Here is a 17248-nt window from a genome sequence, read left to right on the forward strand (position 1 = left end):
CGCTCTCGGCGATATTTTTGTTCCCGACTACGAGGCGGGAGCTAGGAAGGCAGACCGCCCGTTCTTCAGGCCTTCAACTTCGGTCGCCGGCACGACAACCAGAACAACACCGCGGATATGGACAACGACACCCAGTAATCACTGGGTGCCGGTCCCCACCAGTGGATATGCCATGGAATATAGCGCGGCGCGAAATGCGCTACGCCATAGGCCGGGTTCAGCACGAACCACAGGAAGTCCTCGGTGATCCAGAACAGCATGATGCAGGCGAACACGCGCGCCTCGGCACGCCAGTTCCAGCGGCCGGCGAAGATCAGCGGAAAATGGAAAAACAGCCCCATGCAGGGAAACAGCCATGCGTGATATCCGGTCATGGGCCGGCCGCCCCAGAAGATATCCAGCAGCCAGTGATGCTCGATGCGCCAGGTCGGCAGGTTCGCCGCCCAGCCGGCGGCGCCTTCGATCTGGATCTCCACGTTTGCGAAGAAGAAAGCCAGCAGCACGGTCCAACCCAAGGTCAGCACCAGCACCAGCGGACGCATGGAAACAGAGTCTTCTCCTGCATGCAGGAATCGTTGATCCATCTGGCGCACGCTCAATGCTCCACTGACCCGGTTACTGGCCGCCGGCCTTCGAGTTCGGCCTGCACGATCTGCAGTACACACTGCGCCGCCTGCGGCTGGCCGAGGCGACGTGCATGCTCGCGCATCCGCGCCAGGCGCTGGGGCTCGGCCAGCAGCTGGCGCACGCGGTATTCGAGCGAAACCAGATCTATCGCTTTCAACGCCGCCCCCTGCTCCAGCACATAGTCCGCGTTGCGCTCTTCCTGGCCCGGGACCGGCGCATACACCACCATCGGCACGCCCATCGCCAGGCACTCTGACGTGGTCAGCCCGCCCGGCTTGGTGATCACCAGGTCCGAGCAGGCCATCAGCTGCGGCACTTCATTGGTGAAGCCGAATGGGAACAGGCGTCCCGGATGTTCCGCGGCAAGCAACTTCAACTTGGCCAGCGCCGCCTCGTTGCGCCCGGCCAGCACGACGAGCTGGAAGTCCCCTTCGAGCCGCATCAGGGTGGCAGCCACCTCATCGAGCTTGCCGACCCCGGCACCGCCGCCCATCAGCATGATCGTCTGCCGCGCCGGGTCCAGGCCGAAGCGCCCGGCGCAGGTCCGGCGGTCCTGCGGCTGGGTGAACGCCGGCATCACCGGAATGCCGGTGGTGTGGATGTGCTCCGTCTCGATATGGTTGGCCTGCATGCGGAAAGCGATCTCATCGCTGGCGGCAAAAAAGCCCGTCATGCGCGGAATCACCCACATGCCATGCAAATCGAAATCGGTGACCTGGACCCACACTGGCACCGTGAAGCGCTCGCGCCGGATCTCGTGCATCAGCATTTCGGCGGGAAGGAAGTGCGTGCAGACGATGGCGTCCGGCGCAAACGCATTGATCGCCTTGCGCAGATCGCCCGTGCCCAGCCGCTCGATGGCCCGCCGCAGCTTCTGCATCGGCCCATTCGGATCGGCCTCCGAACTGCGCTGGTAGAGCAGCCCCCACAGGGTTGGGTAACTGCTTATCAGCGTGATGTAGAAATCGGTATAGAGCTTGCGGAATGCGGACGGCACGTAGTCCATCGCATCCAGGTGCCGGGTCTCGACATGCGGCAGCACCGCTTCGGCGGTCAGGCGCAGGGCCTCGGCGGCCCGCATGTGGCCTGCTCCGGCGGAAACGCTGAGAAACAGGATTTTCTGCTGCGGCATGGGGCGGACCGTTGTCAGGTGACCGTCGGCGGGAGCGGCCACGCCCCCGGTTGGCTTGCCAGGCTGGCCACCTCGGTGGCCAGCCGTTTCGCACAAACCCGCAGCCTAGCATTCAGGAATAGCGCACGCCTGTGATTTCGTAATGCTTGACGCCGTTCGGTGCGGTGAACTCGAAACTGTCACCTTCACTCTTGCCGATCAGGGCGCGCGCGATCGGCGAAGACACTGCGATCAGGCCCTGCTTGATGTCGGCTTCGAGGTCGCCCACGATCTGGTAGGTCACCTCGGCGCCGCTGTCTTCGTCCGCCAGGTCCACGATGGCGCCGAACACCACCTTGCTGCCCGGGTTGAGGCGCGACACGTCGATCACCTCCGCGGTGGAAAGCAGCGCCTCGAGCTGGCCGATGCGGCCTTCGATGAAGCTCTGCAGCTCGCGCGCGGCGTGGTATTCCGCGTTCTCCTTCAGATCGCCGTGCGCACGCGCCTCGGCGATGGCCGCGATGATGCGCGGGCGATCTTCCGACTTCAGCCTGTCCAGCTCGGCGCGCAGGCGTTCCGACCCTGCCTTGGTGATGGGGGCGCGATTGCTCATGCGCTCAATTCCTTGTGAAGTTCCTGCAGGCTGTGCACATCCGCGCTGTTGTGGAAGTCCAGCGAATGGACCAGCGCACGCGCGCCTGCAACGGTGGTGGAGTACGTGACGCGCTGCTGCAGGGCCTCGCGCCGGATCGAGAACGAGTCGGCGATGGCCTGCTTGCCCTCGGTGGTGTTGACGATATAAACGATCTCGCCGTTCTTGATCAGGTCGACGATGTGCGGGCGGCCCTCGGCCACCTTGTTGATGCGCTCGCAGGCCACGCCCTGCTCGGCCAGGTATTTCGCCGTGCCTTCGGTGGCGACCAGGCTGAAGCCCTTCGCCAGCGCCTCGCGCGCCACCGGCAGCAGGCGATCCTTGTCCGCGTCGCGCACCGACACGAACACCTTGCCCTTCGGCGGGGTCTTGATGCCGGCGGCGTCATGGCCGCGGGCAAAGGCTGCGCCAAAGCTGCGGCCCACACCCATCACCTCGCCGGTGGAGCGCATTTCGGGGCCGAGGATGGGATCCACGTTCTGGAACTTCAGGAACGGGAAGATCGCTTCCTTCACGGAGTAGTAGCTCGGAATCACTTCCTTGGTCGCGCCCTGCGCCTTGAGCGAACGTCCAGCCATGGCACGCGCGGCGATCTTGGCGAGCGGCACACCCGTGGCCTTCGATACGAACGGCACCGTGCGCGAGGCGCGCGGGTTCACTTCGAGGATGAACACGGTGTCGCCCTGGATGGCGAACTGGGTATTCATCAGGCCGATGACCTTCAGTTCCTTCGCCATCGCGGTGACCTGGCGACGCATCTCGTCCTGCACCTCCGGTGTCAACGAGTAAGGCGGCAGCGAGCAGGAAGAGTCGCCCGAATGCACGCCCGCTTCCTCGATGTGCTCCATGATGCCGCCGACCAGCACATTGCCTTCGGCGTCGGCGATGATGTCCACGTCCACCTCGACCGCATGATCGAGGAAGCGGTCCAGCAGCACCGGCGAATCGTTGGACACCTGCACCGCGTCGCGGATGTAGCGCGAAAGATCGGCGTCGCTATAGACGATTTCCATCGCGCGGCCGCCGAGCACGTAGCTCGGGCGCACCACCAGCGGATAGCCGATCTCGCGCGCCGAGGCCAGCGCTTCTTCCGGCGTGCGTGCCGTGCGATTCGGCGGCTGCTTCAGGCCGATCTTTTCGATCATCTGCTGGAAGCGCTCGCGGTCTTCCGCCAGATCGATGCTGTCCGGCGACGTGCCGATCACTGGCGCGCCGGCAGCTTCAAGCGCACGTGCAAGCTTCAGCGGCGTCTGGCCACCGTACTGCACGATCACGCCCTTGGGTTTTTCCAGATCCACGATTTCCAGCACGTCCTCGAGCGTGAGCGGCTCGAAATACAGGCGGTCGGAGGTGTCGTAGTCGGTGGAAACGGTTTCCGGATTGCAGTTGACCATGATGGTTTCGAAACCGTCCTCGCGCAGCGCGAGTGCCGCGTGCACGCAGCAGTAGTCGAACTCGATGCCCTGACCGATGCGGTTGGGACCGCCGCCCAGCACGATGATCTTGTCGCGGTTGGTCGGGTTGGCTTCGCACTCTTCCTCGTAGGTCGAGTACATGTAGGCCGTGGTGGTGGCGAATTCAGCCGCGCAGGAATCCACGCGCTTGTAGACCGGACGCACGCCAAGCGTGCGACGCAGATGGCGCATGGCGGCTTCGTTGGTGTCGAGCAATTCGGCCAGGCGAGCGTCGGAGAAGCCCATGCGCTTGAGCTCGCGCATGCGCGGCGCGTCGAGCGCGGTGACGCCCTGCTGCTGCACTTCCTTCTCGGTCAGCACGATGTCTTCGAAGGCGGCGAGGAACCAGGGATCGACCCGGCTGAGGCCATATACGTCTTCCAGGGACAGGCCGGCGCGGAACGCGTCAGCCAGATGGAAGACGCGATCCGGACGCGGCTCGCGCAGCTCGCGCTTGAGCGCGTTGATGCCTTCGTCGGAGGTCAAATCCAGACCGGTCGGGTTGAGGCCCGTCTTGCCGATTTCCAGTCCTCGCAGCGCCTTCTGCAGCGACTCATGGAAAGTGCGACCCATCGCCATCACCTCGCCCACCGACTTCATCTGGGTGGTGAGGCGCGCGTCAGCCGACGGGAACTTCTCGAACGCGAAACGCGGGATCTTGGTGACCACGTAGTCGATGGTCGGCTCGAACGACGCCGGGGTCAGGCCGCCGGTGATGTCGTTCTTGAGTTCGTCCAGCGTGTAGCCCACGGCCAGCTTCGCCGCGATCTTGGCGATCGGGAAGCCGGTGGCCTTGGAGGCGAGCGCGGACGAACGCGACACGCGCGGGTTCATCTCGATGACCACCACGCGGCCGTTCTCGGCATTGATGCCGAACTGCACGTTGGAGCCGCCGGTGTCCACGCCGATCTTGCGCAGCACCGCGATCGAGGCATCGCGCAGGCGCTGGTATTCCTTGTCGGTGAGCGTCTGCGCCGGCGCGACGGTGATCGAGTCGCCGGTGTGCACGCCCATCGGGTCGAGGTTTTCGATCGAGCACACGATGATGCAGTTGTCCGCCTTGTCGCGGACCACTTCCATCTCGAATTCCTTCCAGCCGAGCACGGATTCCTCGACCAGCACTTCGCCCACCGGCGAAAGATCGAGTCCGCGCTTGACGATCTCTTCGAATTCTTCGCGGTTGTACGCGATGCCGCCGCCGGAGCCACCGAGCGTGAAGCTCGGACGGATGATGGTGGGATACCCCACCTTCGCCTGCGTCACCAGCGCCTGCTCGAACGTGCGGACCACCTCGGCCTTCGGGCATTCCAGCCCGATTTCCTTCATGGCGACGCGGAACAGCTCGCGGTCTTCGGCCATGCGGATGGCTTCGCGCGACGCACCGATCAGCTCGACGTTGTACTTCTCCAGCACGCCGTTGTCGGCGAGGTCGAGCGCGCAGTTGAGGCCGGTCTGTCCGCCCATGGTGGGCAGCACCGCATCCGGGCGCTCCTTGGCGATGATGCGCTCCACCGTCTGCCAGTTGATCGGCTCGATGTAGACGGCGTCGGCCGTCTCCGGGTCGGTCATGATCGTGGCGGGGTTGGAGTTCACCAGGATGACGCGGTAACCCTCTTCCTTCAGCGCCTTGCAGGCCTGCGCGCCGGAGTAGTCGAACTCGCAGGCCTGGCCGATGACGATCGGGCCGGCACCGATGATGAGGATGCTCTTGATATCGGTACGCTTGGCCATCTCAGCGGGCCTCCTGCATCAGCTTGTCGGACATCATCTTTGCAAACCTGTCGAAGAGATAACCGATGTCGTGCGGTCCAGGGCTCGCTTCCGGGTGCCCCTGGAAGCAGAAGGCCGGACGGTCGGTGAGCGCGAAGCCCTGCAGCGAACCGTCGAACAACGAGGTGTGGGTGACGCGCACGTTGCCCGGCAGCGTGGCCGGGTCGACGGCAAAGCCGTGGTTCTGCGAGGTGATCAGCACGCGGCCGTCGTCCATGTCCTTCACCGGATGGTTGGCACCGTGGTGGCCGAACTTCATCTTCAGCGTCTTCGCGCCCAGCGCCAGACCCATGATCTGGTGGCCGAGGCAGATGCCGAACAGCGGGATCTTCGCGTCAAGGAAAACCTTGGTGGCGGCGATCGCGTAATCGCAAGCGGCCGGGTCGCCGGGACCGTTGGAGAGGAACACGCCATCGGGCTTCACGGCCAGCACCTCGGCGGCAGGCGTCTGTGCAGGCACCACGGTGATGTCGCAGCCCTGCTCGGCCAGCAGACGCAGGATGTTGTGCTTGGCGCCGAAGTCGTAGGCCACGACCTTGAAGCGCCTGGCTGGCTGGTTGAAGCGGGTGTGGTCGAGGTCGTAGACCCCTTCGTTCCACGGATACGACTGGGTGACACTGACCACCTTGGCCAGGTCCATGCCGTTGAGGCCGGGGAAGGCGCGCGCCTTCGCCAGCGCGGCCTCGGCGTCGATCGTCTCGCCGGCCAGGATGCAACCGCTGAGCGCGCCCTTGTCGCGCAGGATGCGGGTGAGCCGGCGTGTGTCGATGCCGGCGATGGCGACGATGCCGTGGCGCTTCAGGTAATCCGGCAGAGTTTCGCTGCTGCGCCAGTTGCTGGCGCGGCGCGGCACGTCGCGCACGATCAGGCCGGCGGCATGCACGGCAGTGGACTCGGCGTCCTCAGCATTGATGCCGGTATTGCCGATGTGCGGATAGGTAAGAGTGACAAGCTGGCGTGAGTACGAGGGATCGGTGAGGATCTCCTGGTACCCCGTCATGGCGGTGTTGAAAACCACCTCACCGACGGTTTCGCCGGTGGCGCCCACGGCGTGGCCGTGGAACACGCTGCCGTCTTCGAGGGCAAGCAGAGCAGGAATGGGCATGGGGAACCGCCTTTCAGGTGCAGCAAAGTCCGCAAGCCGCGAAAAGCAGGCTTGAGAACCTTGGAGGGGAGGACGTTCGGGCGGGTAACAATGATAGGCGTCAAGGCGCTTGCTGTCCACTTTGGCAGAGGCAGATCTCGCACTCTCGTCAACGTCACAACTCCTCACGACGTTACACTGCCAGGACGTTTTCCCAAGGAAGCTAAGGCCCAACCATGAGTCCGGACGCCCTGCTCGATGCCGCACGTTTCGATCGCCCGGACACGCTGGTGCAGCGAGAGCCGTTCCCCTTCATGGTGGCCCATGGCCAGTTGCCCGATGACGCGCGCGGTGACCTGGGTCGCGATTTCCCACGCTACCCCAGCGCCGGCTTCTTCCCGTGGGATCCGGCCGATTGCGGCCCTACGATCAATGCACTAGTCGAACAACTCACCACGCCAGACTTCGCCACCCTGGTTGGCAAAAAACTGGGCATCGACAATCTCGGCCAATATCCGACCCTGGTGACGCTGTGCCGCCTGCTCAACAAGCGCCACGGCACCATCCACACCGACAGCAAGTCCAAGGTGGCCACTGCCCTGCTCTACCTCAACCCGCAGTGGCCCGACACCAGCGATGGCTGCCTGCGCTTCCTGGGCAAGATCGACGATATCGACTCCACCGTGGCACCCGAGCTGCCGCCGCTGTACGGCGAGTTCGCCGTGTTCAAGCGCTGCGACAACTCCTTCCATGGCCACCTGCCCTACGAGGGCGAGCGCCGGGTGATCCAGGTGGCCTGGCTTACCAGCGAGGAGGAAAAGCTGCGCAAGACCAAGCGCGGCAAGTTCTCTCGCCTGTTCAAGAAGCTGTTCGGCAAGCTGGACACGCAGTACGGCGCCGGCCGCGACCGCAACGCCGCGCACCGGGACTGATCACCCCTCAGCGGGTGAAATGCCAGATCACATAGGCGGCGAACACGCCATACAGCAAACCTACGGGCAACAGCCGGCGCGCGTCCGCGCGACCGCGCCGGAAGAGCCACCATAGGTAAGCAATGGCGGTGGCAGTGAGCGCGCCGGACACGATCAGCGGTGTATCGAACAGCCAGGGCGTGGCAAAGATCGCCAGCGCGCTGGGGATGGTGGCCTGGATCATCATGGCGCCGGAGATGTTGGCCAGCGCCAAACGCTCCTTGCCCTGGCGCACCCAGATCAGCGCATTGAGCGTCTCCGGCAACTCGGTCGCCACCGGGCTCAACACCAGCGCCACCAGATGCGGCGGCCAGGCGAGCAATACGCCGATGGCTTCCAGTTGGCCCACAAACACACGCGAGGCCGCCGCGATCACCACGAGCGCGGCCACCGTTTGCAGCAGCGCCCACGCCAACGAGGGCTCCGCCTGACCCGGGCGCAACTTAAGCGGCTCCAGCTCCTCTTCAACGGGTGCCGTGTCCCCGCTGCGCACTTCGCGCCACACGTAGAGTGCATAGGCCAGCAGGAACACCCCGCCGAACGCAGGCTTGAAGGCAAAAGCCACCAGGCCAAGGCCGACCTTGAGCGCGAAGATCGCCAGGAACCATCCCTGGTCGCGGGCCAGCCGTCGATGATCGACCCGCACCAGCCCGTCAGTGCGTTGCAAGCGCCTGCGATGCAGCCACAACGCGACACCGACCACGGCATAGGCGATGGTGGCCAATACCAGCGGCCCACCCATCGCCGCACCCACGCCGATGTCACGCACTGCAGGCGTCTTGCCGAAGACGACCGCGACGAAGGTGACGGCGCTCTCCGGCAGGGCGGTGCCGAACGCAGCCAGCACGGTACCGGTAGCCGTGGCGCCTAGCTTGAGCCTGCGACCCAGCCATTCGACGCCATTGACGAAGTATTCGCAGGCGAGATAGATCGCGCCCGCCGAGGCAAAGAACAGGATGAGGATAAGCAGCATGGGATGCACAGGCCGGGCGAACAGGTGAACCCATGGCGCAACGACACGCGTTCGCCCGGCCGGGTGAACGCATCGCTGGCCAAAGGTCTCGCCGGGCAAGGCGTCGAAGGCGACGCCTACCGTTCGCACCATGGCGCCGCGAGGGCAACCAAGTCTGTTGATGCGAACGCCTCGGGGAAGAGGCTGGCTACTCCCCAATGACAGGCTGGCGATGCTAGCGACCACCGCTGGACATGGCAAGTTTTTGCGTGGTCAAACCGGCGGAGCGAGCACGTCTTCCAGCCGCCAGTGTCCGGAGGCGCGACCGATCAGCCACCGTGCCGCCTGCAGCGCCCCACGGGCGAAGATCGTGCGGTCGGTCGCACGATGCCCCAGCTCCAGCCGCTCGCCCGGCCCCACCAGCAGCGCCTGATGCTCGCCTACGATGTCGCCTCCGCGCACCACGGCAAAACCGATGCTTCCGGGAACGCGTTCGCCCGTGCGACCTTCGCGGCTGTATACCGCCGCGGCTTCCAGTGTGGTGCTGCGCGCAGCAGCAGCAGCCTGCCCCAGCGCCAGCGCTGTGCCCGAAGGCGCATCCTGCTTGCGCCCATGATGGGCTTCGACGATTTCCAGATCCCATTCCGGCACCGCAGCAGCGGCCTCGCGCAGCAGACGCGTCAGCAGTGCCACGCCCAGGCTGAAGTTCGCCGCGCGCAGCAGCGCGATGCGTGCCCCGGCGGCGTCCAGTCGTGCCAGCAGGGCAGCGTCGAGTCCGGTGGTGCCGCTCACCAGGGGAATGCCGTGCGCGAGACAATGGTCCAGCGCTGCCGCCAGACCGACGGGACCGCTGAAGTCGACCACCACGTCGAGGACAGGCGCGCGCGACCAATCGTGCGCATAGCGCAGGCCCTGCCCCAGCCAGACGGGCTCGCCGTCATGCACCGAGCCCGGCGACACCACCGCATGCGCCAGCTCGTACCGGCCATCGGCATGCAACAGCGACAGCAAGGCCTGGCCCATGCGGCCGGAGGCGCCGCTGATGGCGAGGCGGATCGGCGAACTGGTCATGATGGACATCCCGGCAGAAACGGCAAACGGACGTCCAAAGTTAGCTTACGAAGTCACCTTCGACCAGAACTGTTTCACGCCGTCGAACCAGTTGTGCGCGCGCGGCATGTGTTCTTCGGCCTTGCCGTCGTTGAAGCTGGCTTCGAGCTGCTCGAGCAATTCGCGCTGCTGCTTGGTGAGGCGGACCGGGGTCTCCACCACCACGCGGCAGATCAGGTCCCCGGCGCGGCCGTTGCGCACCGACTTCACGCCACGCCCGCGCAAGCGGAAGCTCTGGCCGGTCTGCGTCTCCGGCGGAATGGTGATCGGCACCTCGCCTTCCAGCGTGGGCACCGGCAGTTCCGCGCCCAGCGCCGCCTGCGAGAAGCGGATCGGCACTTCGCAGTAAAGATCGTTGCCCTCGCGCTGGAAGATCGAATGCTCGCGCACGCGCACTTCCACATAGAGGTCGCCCGCCGGCGTGCCTGCCGGGCCGGCTTCGCCCTGCCCGGTAAGGCGGATGCGGTCGCCGTTGTCCACGCCGGCGGGGATCTTCACCGACAGCGTGCGGGTTTCTTCCAACCGGCCTTCACCGTGGCACTTCTTGCAGGGCTTCTCGATGACCTGGCCGCTGCCGCCGCAATGCGGACAGGCCTGCTGGATCGAAAAGATGCCGTTCTGCATGCGCACGCGGCCGTGACCGTGGCAGGTCTTGCATTGCGTGGTCTTGCCATCGTCCGAGCCGCTGCCGTTGCAGTGGTGGCAGTTGACCTGTGACGGAATCTCGATCTTGCGCTCGATGCCGAACACGGCTTCTTCGAGGTCGAGTTCCATGATGTAGCGCAGGTCTGCGCCGCGTCGCGGCTGACGACTGCGCCCACCGCCGAAGATGTCGCCGAAGATGTCGCCGAAGATGTCGCCCATGTCCCCGAAACCGCCGCCACCGCGGCCGCCCATGCCGCCCTCGAAGGCCGCATGTCCGTACTGGTCGTACATGGCGCGCTTCTGCGCGTCGGAAAGCACCTCGTAGGCCTCCTTGGCCTCCTTGAACTTCTCCTGCGCCGCGGGATCGTCGGGATTGCGGTCGGGGTGGTACTTCATCGCCAGGCGGCGGAAGGATTTCTTCAGCTCGACCTCGGTGACGGTACGTTCGACACTCAGGACTTCGTAGTAATCACGCTTGCTCATTGCTTGATCCGCGATTCGATGCGCCGATCAGGAATGAACCAGATCGCTGCCACCGTGGCATAAAACAGACACGACACCCACGGCGCCACGAAGGCCAGCAGGATGCCACCCAGATACATGGCGACGGCGACCTTGCCTTTCCAGTCGCCACCCACCGCTTGCGCCAACAGCGAGGTCTTGCCGCCGTTGGCGCAGATCAGGCCGTATTGCAGCGGCAGCCAGGCGATGGCGCACATCAGCAACACGAAACCGTAGACCGCCACCGGCAACCGGGCGAACTGGTTTTCGCCCATCCACCCCGTGGTCACCGGCATCAGGGACAACCAAAACAGCAGATGCAGGTTGGCCCACAGCACGCTGCCGTCCACCCGCTTCGCCGCATGCAGGAAATGGTGGTGGTTGTTCCAGTAGATGCCCACGTAGACGAAGCTCAGCACGTAACTGAGGAACACCGGCCATTGCGCGGCCAGCACGTCCCAGCCTGCGCCGTGCGGCACCTTCAGCTCAAGCACCATGATGGTGATGATGATGGCCAGCACACCGTCGCTGAAGGCTTCCAGGCGCCCCTTGTCCATCACCTTCCCCTCGAGAAAGCTTGTGCGCTCATCCATGAACGCGAAAGTCAAACGGGCGCCACCTTGGCCGCACTTTCAAAAACGAGCGCCGCTCGCGCGGCGCCCGTTCCGGTTCTAGGTACGGTTACTTCTTGTCGTCCTTCACTTCGGTGAACTCGGCATCGACCACGTCGTCGGGCTGGGCCGACCCGTGCGGGCCGGGCTGCGCACCCGCATCGGCCGGGCCCTGACCCTGGGCGGCCTCCTGCAGCGCCTGGGCAGCCTGCTCGAGCTTGGAGATCTTCGACTCGATCAGCGCCTTGTCATCGCCGTCCTTGACCTTTTCCAGCTCCGACAGCGCCTCTTCGATGCTGCCGATCTGCGCGCCGACCTTGCCGCCGTGTTCCTTCAGCGCGCTGCGGGTGGCGTGCACGAGCTGATCGGCCTTGTTGCGGGTGCTCACCAGCTCGTGGAACTTCTTGTCTTCTTCCTTGTTCGCTTCGGCGTCGGCCACCATGCGGGCGATCTCCTCCTCGGAGAGGCCCGAACCCGCCTTGATCTCGATCTTCTGCTCCTTGCCGGTCTTCTTGTCCTTGGCCGACACGTGCAGGATGCCGTTGGCGTCGATGTCGAAGGTCACCTCGATCTGCGGCATGCCGCGCGGCGCCGGCTCGATGCCTTGCAGGTCGAACTTGCCCAGCGACTTGTTGGCGTTGGCGCGCTCGCGCTCGCCTTGCAGCACGTGCACGGTCACTGCGGTCTGGTTGTCGTCGGCGGTGGAGAACGTCTGCGCCGCCTTGGTCGGCACGGTGGTGTTCTTCTCGATCAGCTTGGTCATCACGCCGCCCATGGTCTCGATGCCCAGCGACAGCGGGGTGACGTCGAGCAGCAGCACGTCCTTGACCGAACCGCCCAGCACGCCACCCTGGATCGCGGCGCCCACAGCGACGGCCTCATCCGGGTTGACGTCCTTGCGCGGCTCCTTGCCGAAGAAGTCCTTCACCGACTCCTGCACCTTGGGCATGCGGGTCTGACCGCCGACCAGGATCACCTCGTCGATGTCGGACACGCGCAGGCCGGCGTCGTTGAGCGCGGTGCGGCAGGGTTCGATGGTGCGCTTGACCAGGTCTTCCACCAGCGCTTCCAGCTTGGCGCGGGTGAGCTTGATGTTGAGGTGCTTGGGGCCGGAGGCGTCGGCCGTCACGTACGGCAGGTTCACCTCGGTCTGGTGCGACGAGGACAGCTCGATCTTCGCGCGCTCGGCGGCGTCCTTCAGGCGCTGCAGGGCCAGCGGATCCTTGCGCAGGTCGATGCCCTGGTCCTTCTGGAACTCCTCGACCAGGTAGTCGATGACGCGCATGTCGAAGTCTTCGCCACCGAGAAAGGTATCGCCGTTGGTGGCCAGCACTTCGAACTGCTTCTCGCCGTCGACCTCGGCGATCTCAATGATCGACACGTCGAAGGTACCGCCGCCCAGGTCGTACACCGCAATCTTGCGATCGCCGCCCTTCTTGTCCAGGCCGTAAGCCAGCGCGGCCGCGGTCGGCTCGTTGATGATGCGCTTCACTTCCAGACCGGCGATGCGGCCGGCGTCCTTGGTGGCCTGGCGCTGGCTGTCGTTGAAGTAGGCGGGCACCGTGATGACAGCCTCGGTGACCGGCTCGCCGAGATAGTCCTCGGCGGTCTTCTTCATCTTCATCAGCACCTTCGCGGAGACTTCCGGCGGCGCCATCTTCTTGCCGTCGGCGGTCGCCACCCAGGCATCACCGTTGTCGTTGGCGACAATGGCGTAGGGCACGATGTGGATGTCCTTCTGCACTTCGGCGTCGGTGAACTTGCGGCCGATCAGGCGCTTCACCGCATAGAAGGTGTTCTTGGGGTTGGTCACGCCCTGGCGCTTGGCCGGCGCGCCGACCAGCACCTCGCCGTCCTTGCTGAAGGCGACGATGGACGGCGTGGTGCGATCGCCTTCCGAATTCTCGATGACCTTGGTGGTGCTGCCGTCCATCACGGACACGCAGGAATTGGTGGTACCCAGGTCGATGCCGATGATCTTGCCCATGTGTTAGCTCCCGAATCTCGTATGCGGCCCCATGGCCGCGCAATGGTTTTCCAGATGGGGCCCGCGTACGGCGAATCAATACCGACGGAGCTCCGGATGTGTCGCGTCCGGTGACGCGTTGTTCAGTCCTTCGCCACGGCCACCAGGGCGGGGCGCAGCAGGCGATCGTTCAACACATAGCCCTTCTGCAGCACGCTGACCACGGTGCCGGCCTCCGCGCCAGGCGACTCGACCATGCTCACTGCATGGTGGCGTTCGGGGTCGAGCGGCTGACCCAGCGGATCGACCTGTGCCAGGCCATGGTTCTCGCCCACCTTGAGCAGGGACTTCAGGGTGAGGCCGAGACCCTGGCGCATCGCCGCCACATCGGCGGTTTCCACCGCCAGGCCGCCTTCCAGGCCATCGAATACCGGCAGCAGCTCGTTCAGCAGCTTCTCGTTGGCGAAGCGGCGGGCCTGTTCCAGATCGCGGTGCAGACGGCGGCGCTGGTTTTCCAGTTCGGCCTTCTCCCGCAGCACGGACTCGCGCTGCTCGATCTTTTCCGCCTCCAGTTCGGCCACGCGAGCCTTTAGCGCTTCCACGTCGGCACTGTTCGCCGCGCTGACGGCATCGGCGTCCGGTGCCGGGTGCTGGTCGTTGTTCTGCATGAGTGACTCCAAACCTCGTCCGTGGCCGGCCATCTGCGCCGACCCATCCAAAAAATGCGGGCAAACCCGCTCCCGTGGCGACTTATGAGGCCGTCGCGGCTCGATTCAAGGCATCGCTGAGCAGCCCGGCGGTGGCCTGCACCACCGGGATCACCCGCTCATAGGCCATGCGCGTGGGGCCGATCACGCCCACCGCGCCCAGCACCCGCCCCGGCGTGCCATAGCTGGCGGTAACCACGCTGCAACCGTCGAGCGCGGCGAAACCGGATTCCTCGCCGATGAACAGCCGCACGCCGGGCGCCCGCGCGCACGACTCCATCAACTGCAGCAGCCCGTTCTTCTGCTGGAACGCTTCGAACAGCTCGCGCAGTCGTTGCAGGTCGGCCAGCTCGGCGCAAGCCATCAGGTTGGTCTGCCCGCTGACCAGCACGTCGTCGCCGTCGGCGTGTGGCGCGAACGAGGCCGTGGCCAGCTCGGTGGCATTCGCCACCAGCCGGTTCAGCTCGCTGCCTGCGGCACGCAGTTCGGCCAGCAGGTGGGCGCGGATATCGTCCACGCGCAGGCCGACGAAATGGGTATTGATGTAGTTCGCCGCCTGCTCCAGCTCGCGACCCTCCAACGGTTTGGCCAATTGCACCACGCGGTTCTGCACCTGGTTGTCGGAAAACACCAGGATCACCAGCACCCGTGCGTCCGGCAGCGGCACGAAATCGAGGTGGCGCAGCGGGAAATCCACCTGTCGCGGTACGGTCACCACGCCGGCGAAACGGGTCATCGCCGACAACAGGGCCGAGGCATTGCCCAACAGGTCGCGTGTGGTGGTCTGCCCCGGCGGCAATTCACGCTGCAGGCGAGCCATTTCCTCGTGCGGCAACGGCTGCAATTCGATCAGGCTGTCCACGAACAGGCGCAGGCCGCGCGGCGTGGGAATACGCCCCGCCGAAGTATGCGGCGAGGCGACCAGGCCAGCCTCCTCGAGGTCGGCCATGATGTTGCGGATGGTCGCCGGGCTCACGTCCAGACCCGACGATCGCGACAGCGTGCGCGACCCCACCGGCTCGCCATCGACCAGATACTGCGCGATCAGGCTGCGCAGCAGGCGCCGGGTGCGTGCATCGAGTTCATGGGAGTGGAGACGGGACATGCGCAGTAGCAATCGGTGAGACGACCAAGAGATAGGGTCTGCGCGCCTGTCATGCAAGCGCCGCGGCATTGTAGCGGGAGGCATGGAGCCTGCGGGGCCGAAGCCGTCTGTGGCGAAAGGGCTGCTGCGCGAGCCTCGCTTTTCGACAGTTCACCAGGAACGTGGCGGAAAGATGGATCGCGCGGCGGTCTTTGCGGCCCTTGCGGCATCTGCCGCGCAGGCTCCTATTACAATCGCCCGATCCCATACGGACTGCCGTCAGCCCGCCATGCTCATCTCGCTCCATGTCCGCCAATTCGCCGTCGTTGAACAGGCCGAAGTCGATTTCGGCGCCGGCCTCACCGTGGTCAGCGGCGAAACCGGCGCCGGCAAGTCGCTGCTGGTGGATGCGCTGCTGCTGCTCGCCGGCGCCCGCGCCGACAGCGGGATGGTGCGCGCCGGCAGCGACCGCGCGGAACTGTCCGCCGAATTCGATCTTGCCGCCCTGCCCGAGGCCCGCGCATGGCTGGCGCAGGAAGAGCTGGACGATGGCGAAGCCTGCCAGTTGCGGCGGGTGATCCGCGCCGAAGGCAGCTCGCGCGCATGGATCAACGGCCGTCCCGCCAGCGCCGGCCAGCTTTCCGAACTCGCCACCCTGCTGGTGGAAATCCATGGCCAGCACGAGCATCAGGCCCTGCTTTCGCGCGCGCACCAGCTCGCCCTGCTCGACGCCTGCGCCGGCCACGGCTCGCTGGCCGGCCAGGTGCGCGAGCTGGCCACGCAATGGCGCGACCTGGGTGCGCGTATCCGTCGCCTCAGCGGTGGCGCGGATCGCGAACAGCGGCTGGAACTGTTGCGCCACGAGCTGGCCGAACTGGAGCAATGGACGCTACCGTCCGCCGAGCTGGCCGAACTCGAAGCCAGCCACAAGCGCCTAGCCAACGCCGGTCGGCTTGCCGAAGGCGCCGCCGGCGTGGTCGAGCTGCTGGACGGCGACAGCGAATTCGCGCTGCGCCGCGCCCTGGGTCGCGCCCATGCCGAGCTGGGCAGGCTGGCCACGCTGGACGAAGCGCTGAATCCCGCGCTGGAGCTGCTGGACAACGCCATGATCCAGTTGGGCGAAGCCGCCGACACGCTGGGCCGCTACGCGCAGGACGTCGATCTCGACCCCGAGCGCTTCGCCGAAGTCGACGCTCACCTCGCCCGTCTGCATGAACTCGGCCGCCGTCACCGCCTCCCCATCGCGGAATTGCACGACAAGGCCACGGCGTTGCGCACCGAACTGGCCGAGCTGGAAGGCGCCGGCGAAGCACTGGAACAACTCGCCGTCCAGCGGGAGCGCGCCCGCACTGACTACGTGCAGGCAGCAGACAAGCTAAGCAAGTCACGTCGCAAAGCGGCAGACAAGCTGGGCAAGGAAGTCGGCGCATTGATGGCTGAGCTGGGCATGGCCGGCGGCGTGCTCGTGGTTGAACTGGAACCTGTCGAAGGCGAGGAGCCCGACCCGCAAGGCCGCGAACGCTGCGAACTGCTGGTCAGCACCAATCCCGGACAGCCGCCGCGGGCGCTGCGCAAGGTGGCTTCCGGCGGTGAACTGGCACGCATCAGCCTCGCCATCGAAGTCGCCACGCTGGGCAACGACAGCGTGGGCACCATGGTGTTCGACGAAGTGGACAGCGGCATTGGCGGCGCAGTGGCCGAGGTGGTGGGCCAGAAGCTGCGTGCACTGGGTGGCCAGCGCCAGGTGTTGTGTGTCACTCACCTGCCCCAGGTCGCCGCGCAGGGCCACGCGCACCTGTTCGTGAGCAAACACAGCGACGACGGCCACACCCGTACGCAGATCCAGCGGCTGGGCGCCGATGGCCGACGCGACGAACTGGCCCGCATGCTGGGCGGGGTGGAGATCACCCGCGAAACGCGGGCTCACGCGAAGCAGATGCTGGAACGCGCGCAGGCCTGAGAGCACGAAACTCGTGACGCTAGCCGCCGGGAAACGCTTAGCA

At 65.6% G+C, this 17248-nt stretch carries 14 protein-coding genes and 1 riboswitch; of the genes, 2 read left to right on the forward strand and 12 right to left on the reverse strand.

All coding sequences use genetic code 11. The annotated features are described in order from the left end of the window. Window positions 1-65: 65 nt before the first annotated feature. The 5 genes from ISP25_RS22975 to carA all read right to left on the reverse strand — a co-directional run bounded on the left by ISP25_RS22975 (window position 66) and on the right by carA (window position 6719). Window positions 66-542, reverse strand: coding sequence for a hypothetical protein (locus tag ISP25_RS22975; protein ID WP_404611998.1), 477 nt, complete (start codon window positions 540-542; stop codon window positions 66-68). Between the two features lie 53 nt (window positions 543-595). Continuing rightward, a complete protein-coding gene (locus ISP25_RS22980; protein ID WP_404612000.1) occupies window positions 596-1801 on the reverse strand; it encodes an MGDG synthase family glycosyltransferase in 1206 nt (401 codons plus the stop codon). A gap of 70 nt (window positions 1802-1871) precedes the next feature. Next, the gene (gene greA, locus ISP25_RS22985; protein WP_192157209.1) at window positions 1872-2351 is read right to left on the reverse strand and encodes a transcription elongation factor GreA; all 480 of its coding nucleotides are present in this window, start codon (window positions 2349-2351) and stop codon (window positions 1872-1874) included. Beyond that, on the reverse strand, window positions 2348-5575 hold the full coding sequence (gene carB / locus ISP25_RS22990) for a carbamoyl-phosphate synthase large subunit (RefSeq protein ID WP_192157207.1): 3228 nt from the start codon (window positions 5573-5575) through the stop codon (window positions 2348-2350). The genes greA and carB overlap by 4 nt, the downstream gene beginning before the upstream one ends. Window position 5576: 1 nt before the next feature. Next, window positions 5577-6719 (reverse strand): glutamine-hydrolyzing carbamoyl-phosphate synthase small subunit, encoded by a 1143-nt coding sequence (gene carA / locus ISP25_RS22995; protein WP_192157205.1) that lies wholly within the window; start codon window positions 6717-6719, stop codon window positions 5577-5579. Window positions 6720-6934: 215 nt separating this feature from the next. Here carA and ISP25_RS23000 point away from each other — a divergent pair, with 215 nt between their 5' ends. Then, the gene (locus ISP25_RS23000) at window positions 6935-7630 is read left to right on the forward strand and encodes a 2OG-Fe(II) oxygenase family protein (protein WP_404612003.1); all 696 of its coding nucleotides are present in this window, start codon (window positions 6935-6937) and stop codon (window positions 7628-7630) included. A 7-nt stretch (window positions 7631-7637) separates the two neighbouring features. Here the strand turns inward: ISP25_RS23000 and ISP25_RS23005 are convergent, their stop codons facing one another. The 7 genes from ISP25_RS23005 to hrcA all read right to left on the reverse strand — a co-directional run bounded on the left by ISP25_RS23005 (window position 7638) and on the right by hrcA (window position 15266). Beyond that, window positions 7638-8642, reverse strand: coding sequence for a sodium:calcium antiporter (locus ISP25_RS23005; protein WP_404612005.1), 1005 nt, complete (start codon window positions 8640-8642; stop codon window positions 7638-7640). Window positions 8643-8660: 18 nt separating this feature from the next. Next, window positions 8661-8850, reverse strand: a riboswitch (yybP-ykoY riboswitch). Window positions 8851-8894: 44 nt separating this feature from the next. Continuing rightward, window positions 8895-9692, reverse strand: coding sequence for a 4-hydroxy-tetrahydrodipicolinate reductase (gene dapB, locus ISP25_RS23010; protein ID WP_404612007.1), 798 nt, complete (start codon window positions 9690-9692; stop codon window positions 8895-8897). A gap of 45 nt (window positions 9693-9737) precedes the next feature. Then, window positions 9738-10859 carry a molecular chaperone DnaJ gene (dnaJ, locus tag ISP25_RS23015; protein WP_192157197.1) on the reverse strand — a complete coding sequence of 374 codons (1122 nt, stop codon included), beginning with the start codon at window positions 10857-10859 and terminating at the stop codon, window positions 9738-9740. Further along, window positions 10856-11434, reverse strand: a complete 579-nt coding sequence (locus ISP25_RS23020; protein ID WP_404612009.1) for a TMEM175 family protein — start codon at window positions 11432-11434, stop codon at window positions 10856-10858. Before ISP25_RS23020 ends, dnaJ begins: the two co-directional genes overlap by 4 nt. Window positions 11435-11558: 124 nt before the next feature. Further along, on the reverse strand, window positions 11559-13475 hold the full coding sequence (gene dnaK, locus ISP25_RS23025) for a molecular chaperone DnaK (RefSeq protein ID WP_404612011.1): 1917 nt from the start codon (window positions 13473-13475) through the stop codon (window positions 11559-11561). Between the two features lie 122 nt (window positions 13476-13597). Beyond that, window positions 13598-14122 (reverse strand): nucleotide exchange factor GrpE, encoded by a 525-nt coding sequence (gene grpE / locus ISP25_RS23030; RefSeq protein ID WP_192157191.1) that lies wholly within the window; start codon window positions 14120-14122, stop codon window positions 13598-13600. Between the two features lie 82 nt (window positions 14123-14204). After that, window positions 14205-15266 carry a heat-inducible transcriptional repressor HrcA gene (hrcA, locus tag ISP25_RS23035; protein WP_192157189.1) on the reverse strand — a complete coding sequence of 354 codons (1062 nt, stop codon included), beginning with the start codon at window positions 15264-15266 and terminating at the stop codon, window positions 14205-14207. 268 nt (window positions 15267-15534) lie between these two features. On the opposite strand from hrcA, the gene recN reads away from it, so the two are divergent. Then, window positions 15535-17205, forward strand: a complete 1671-nt coding sequence (recN, locus tag ISP25_RS23040) for a DNA repair protein RecN (RefSeq protein ID WP_404612014.1) — start codon at window positions 15535-15537, stop codon at window positions 17203-17205. The last annotated feature ends 43 nt before the right edge of the window (window positions 17206-17248 follow it).

Source organism: Rhodanobacter hydrolyticus (genome assembly GCF_044904645.1).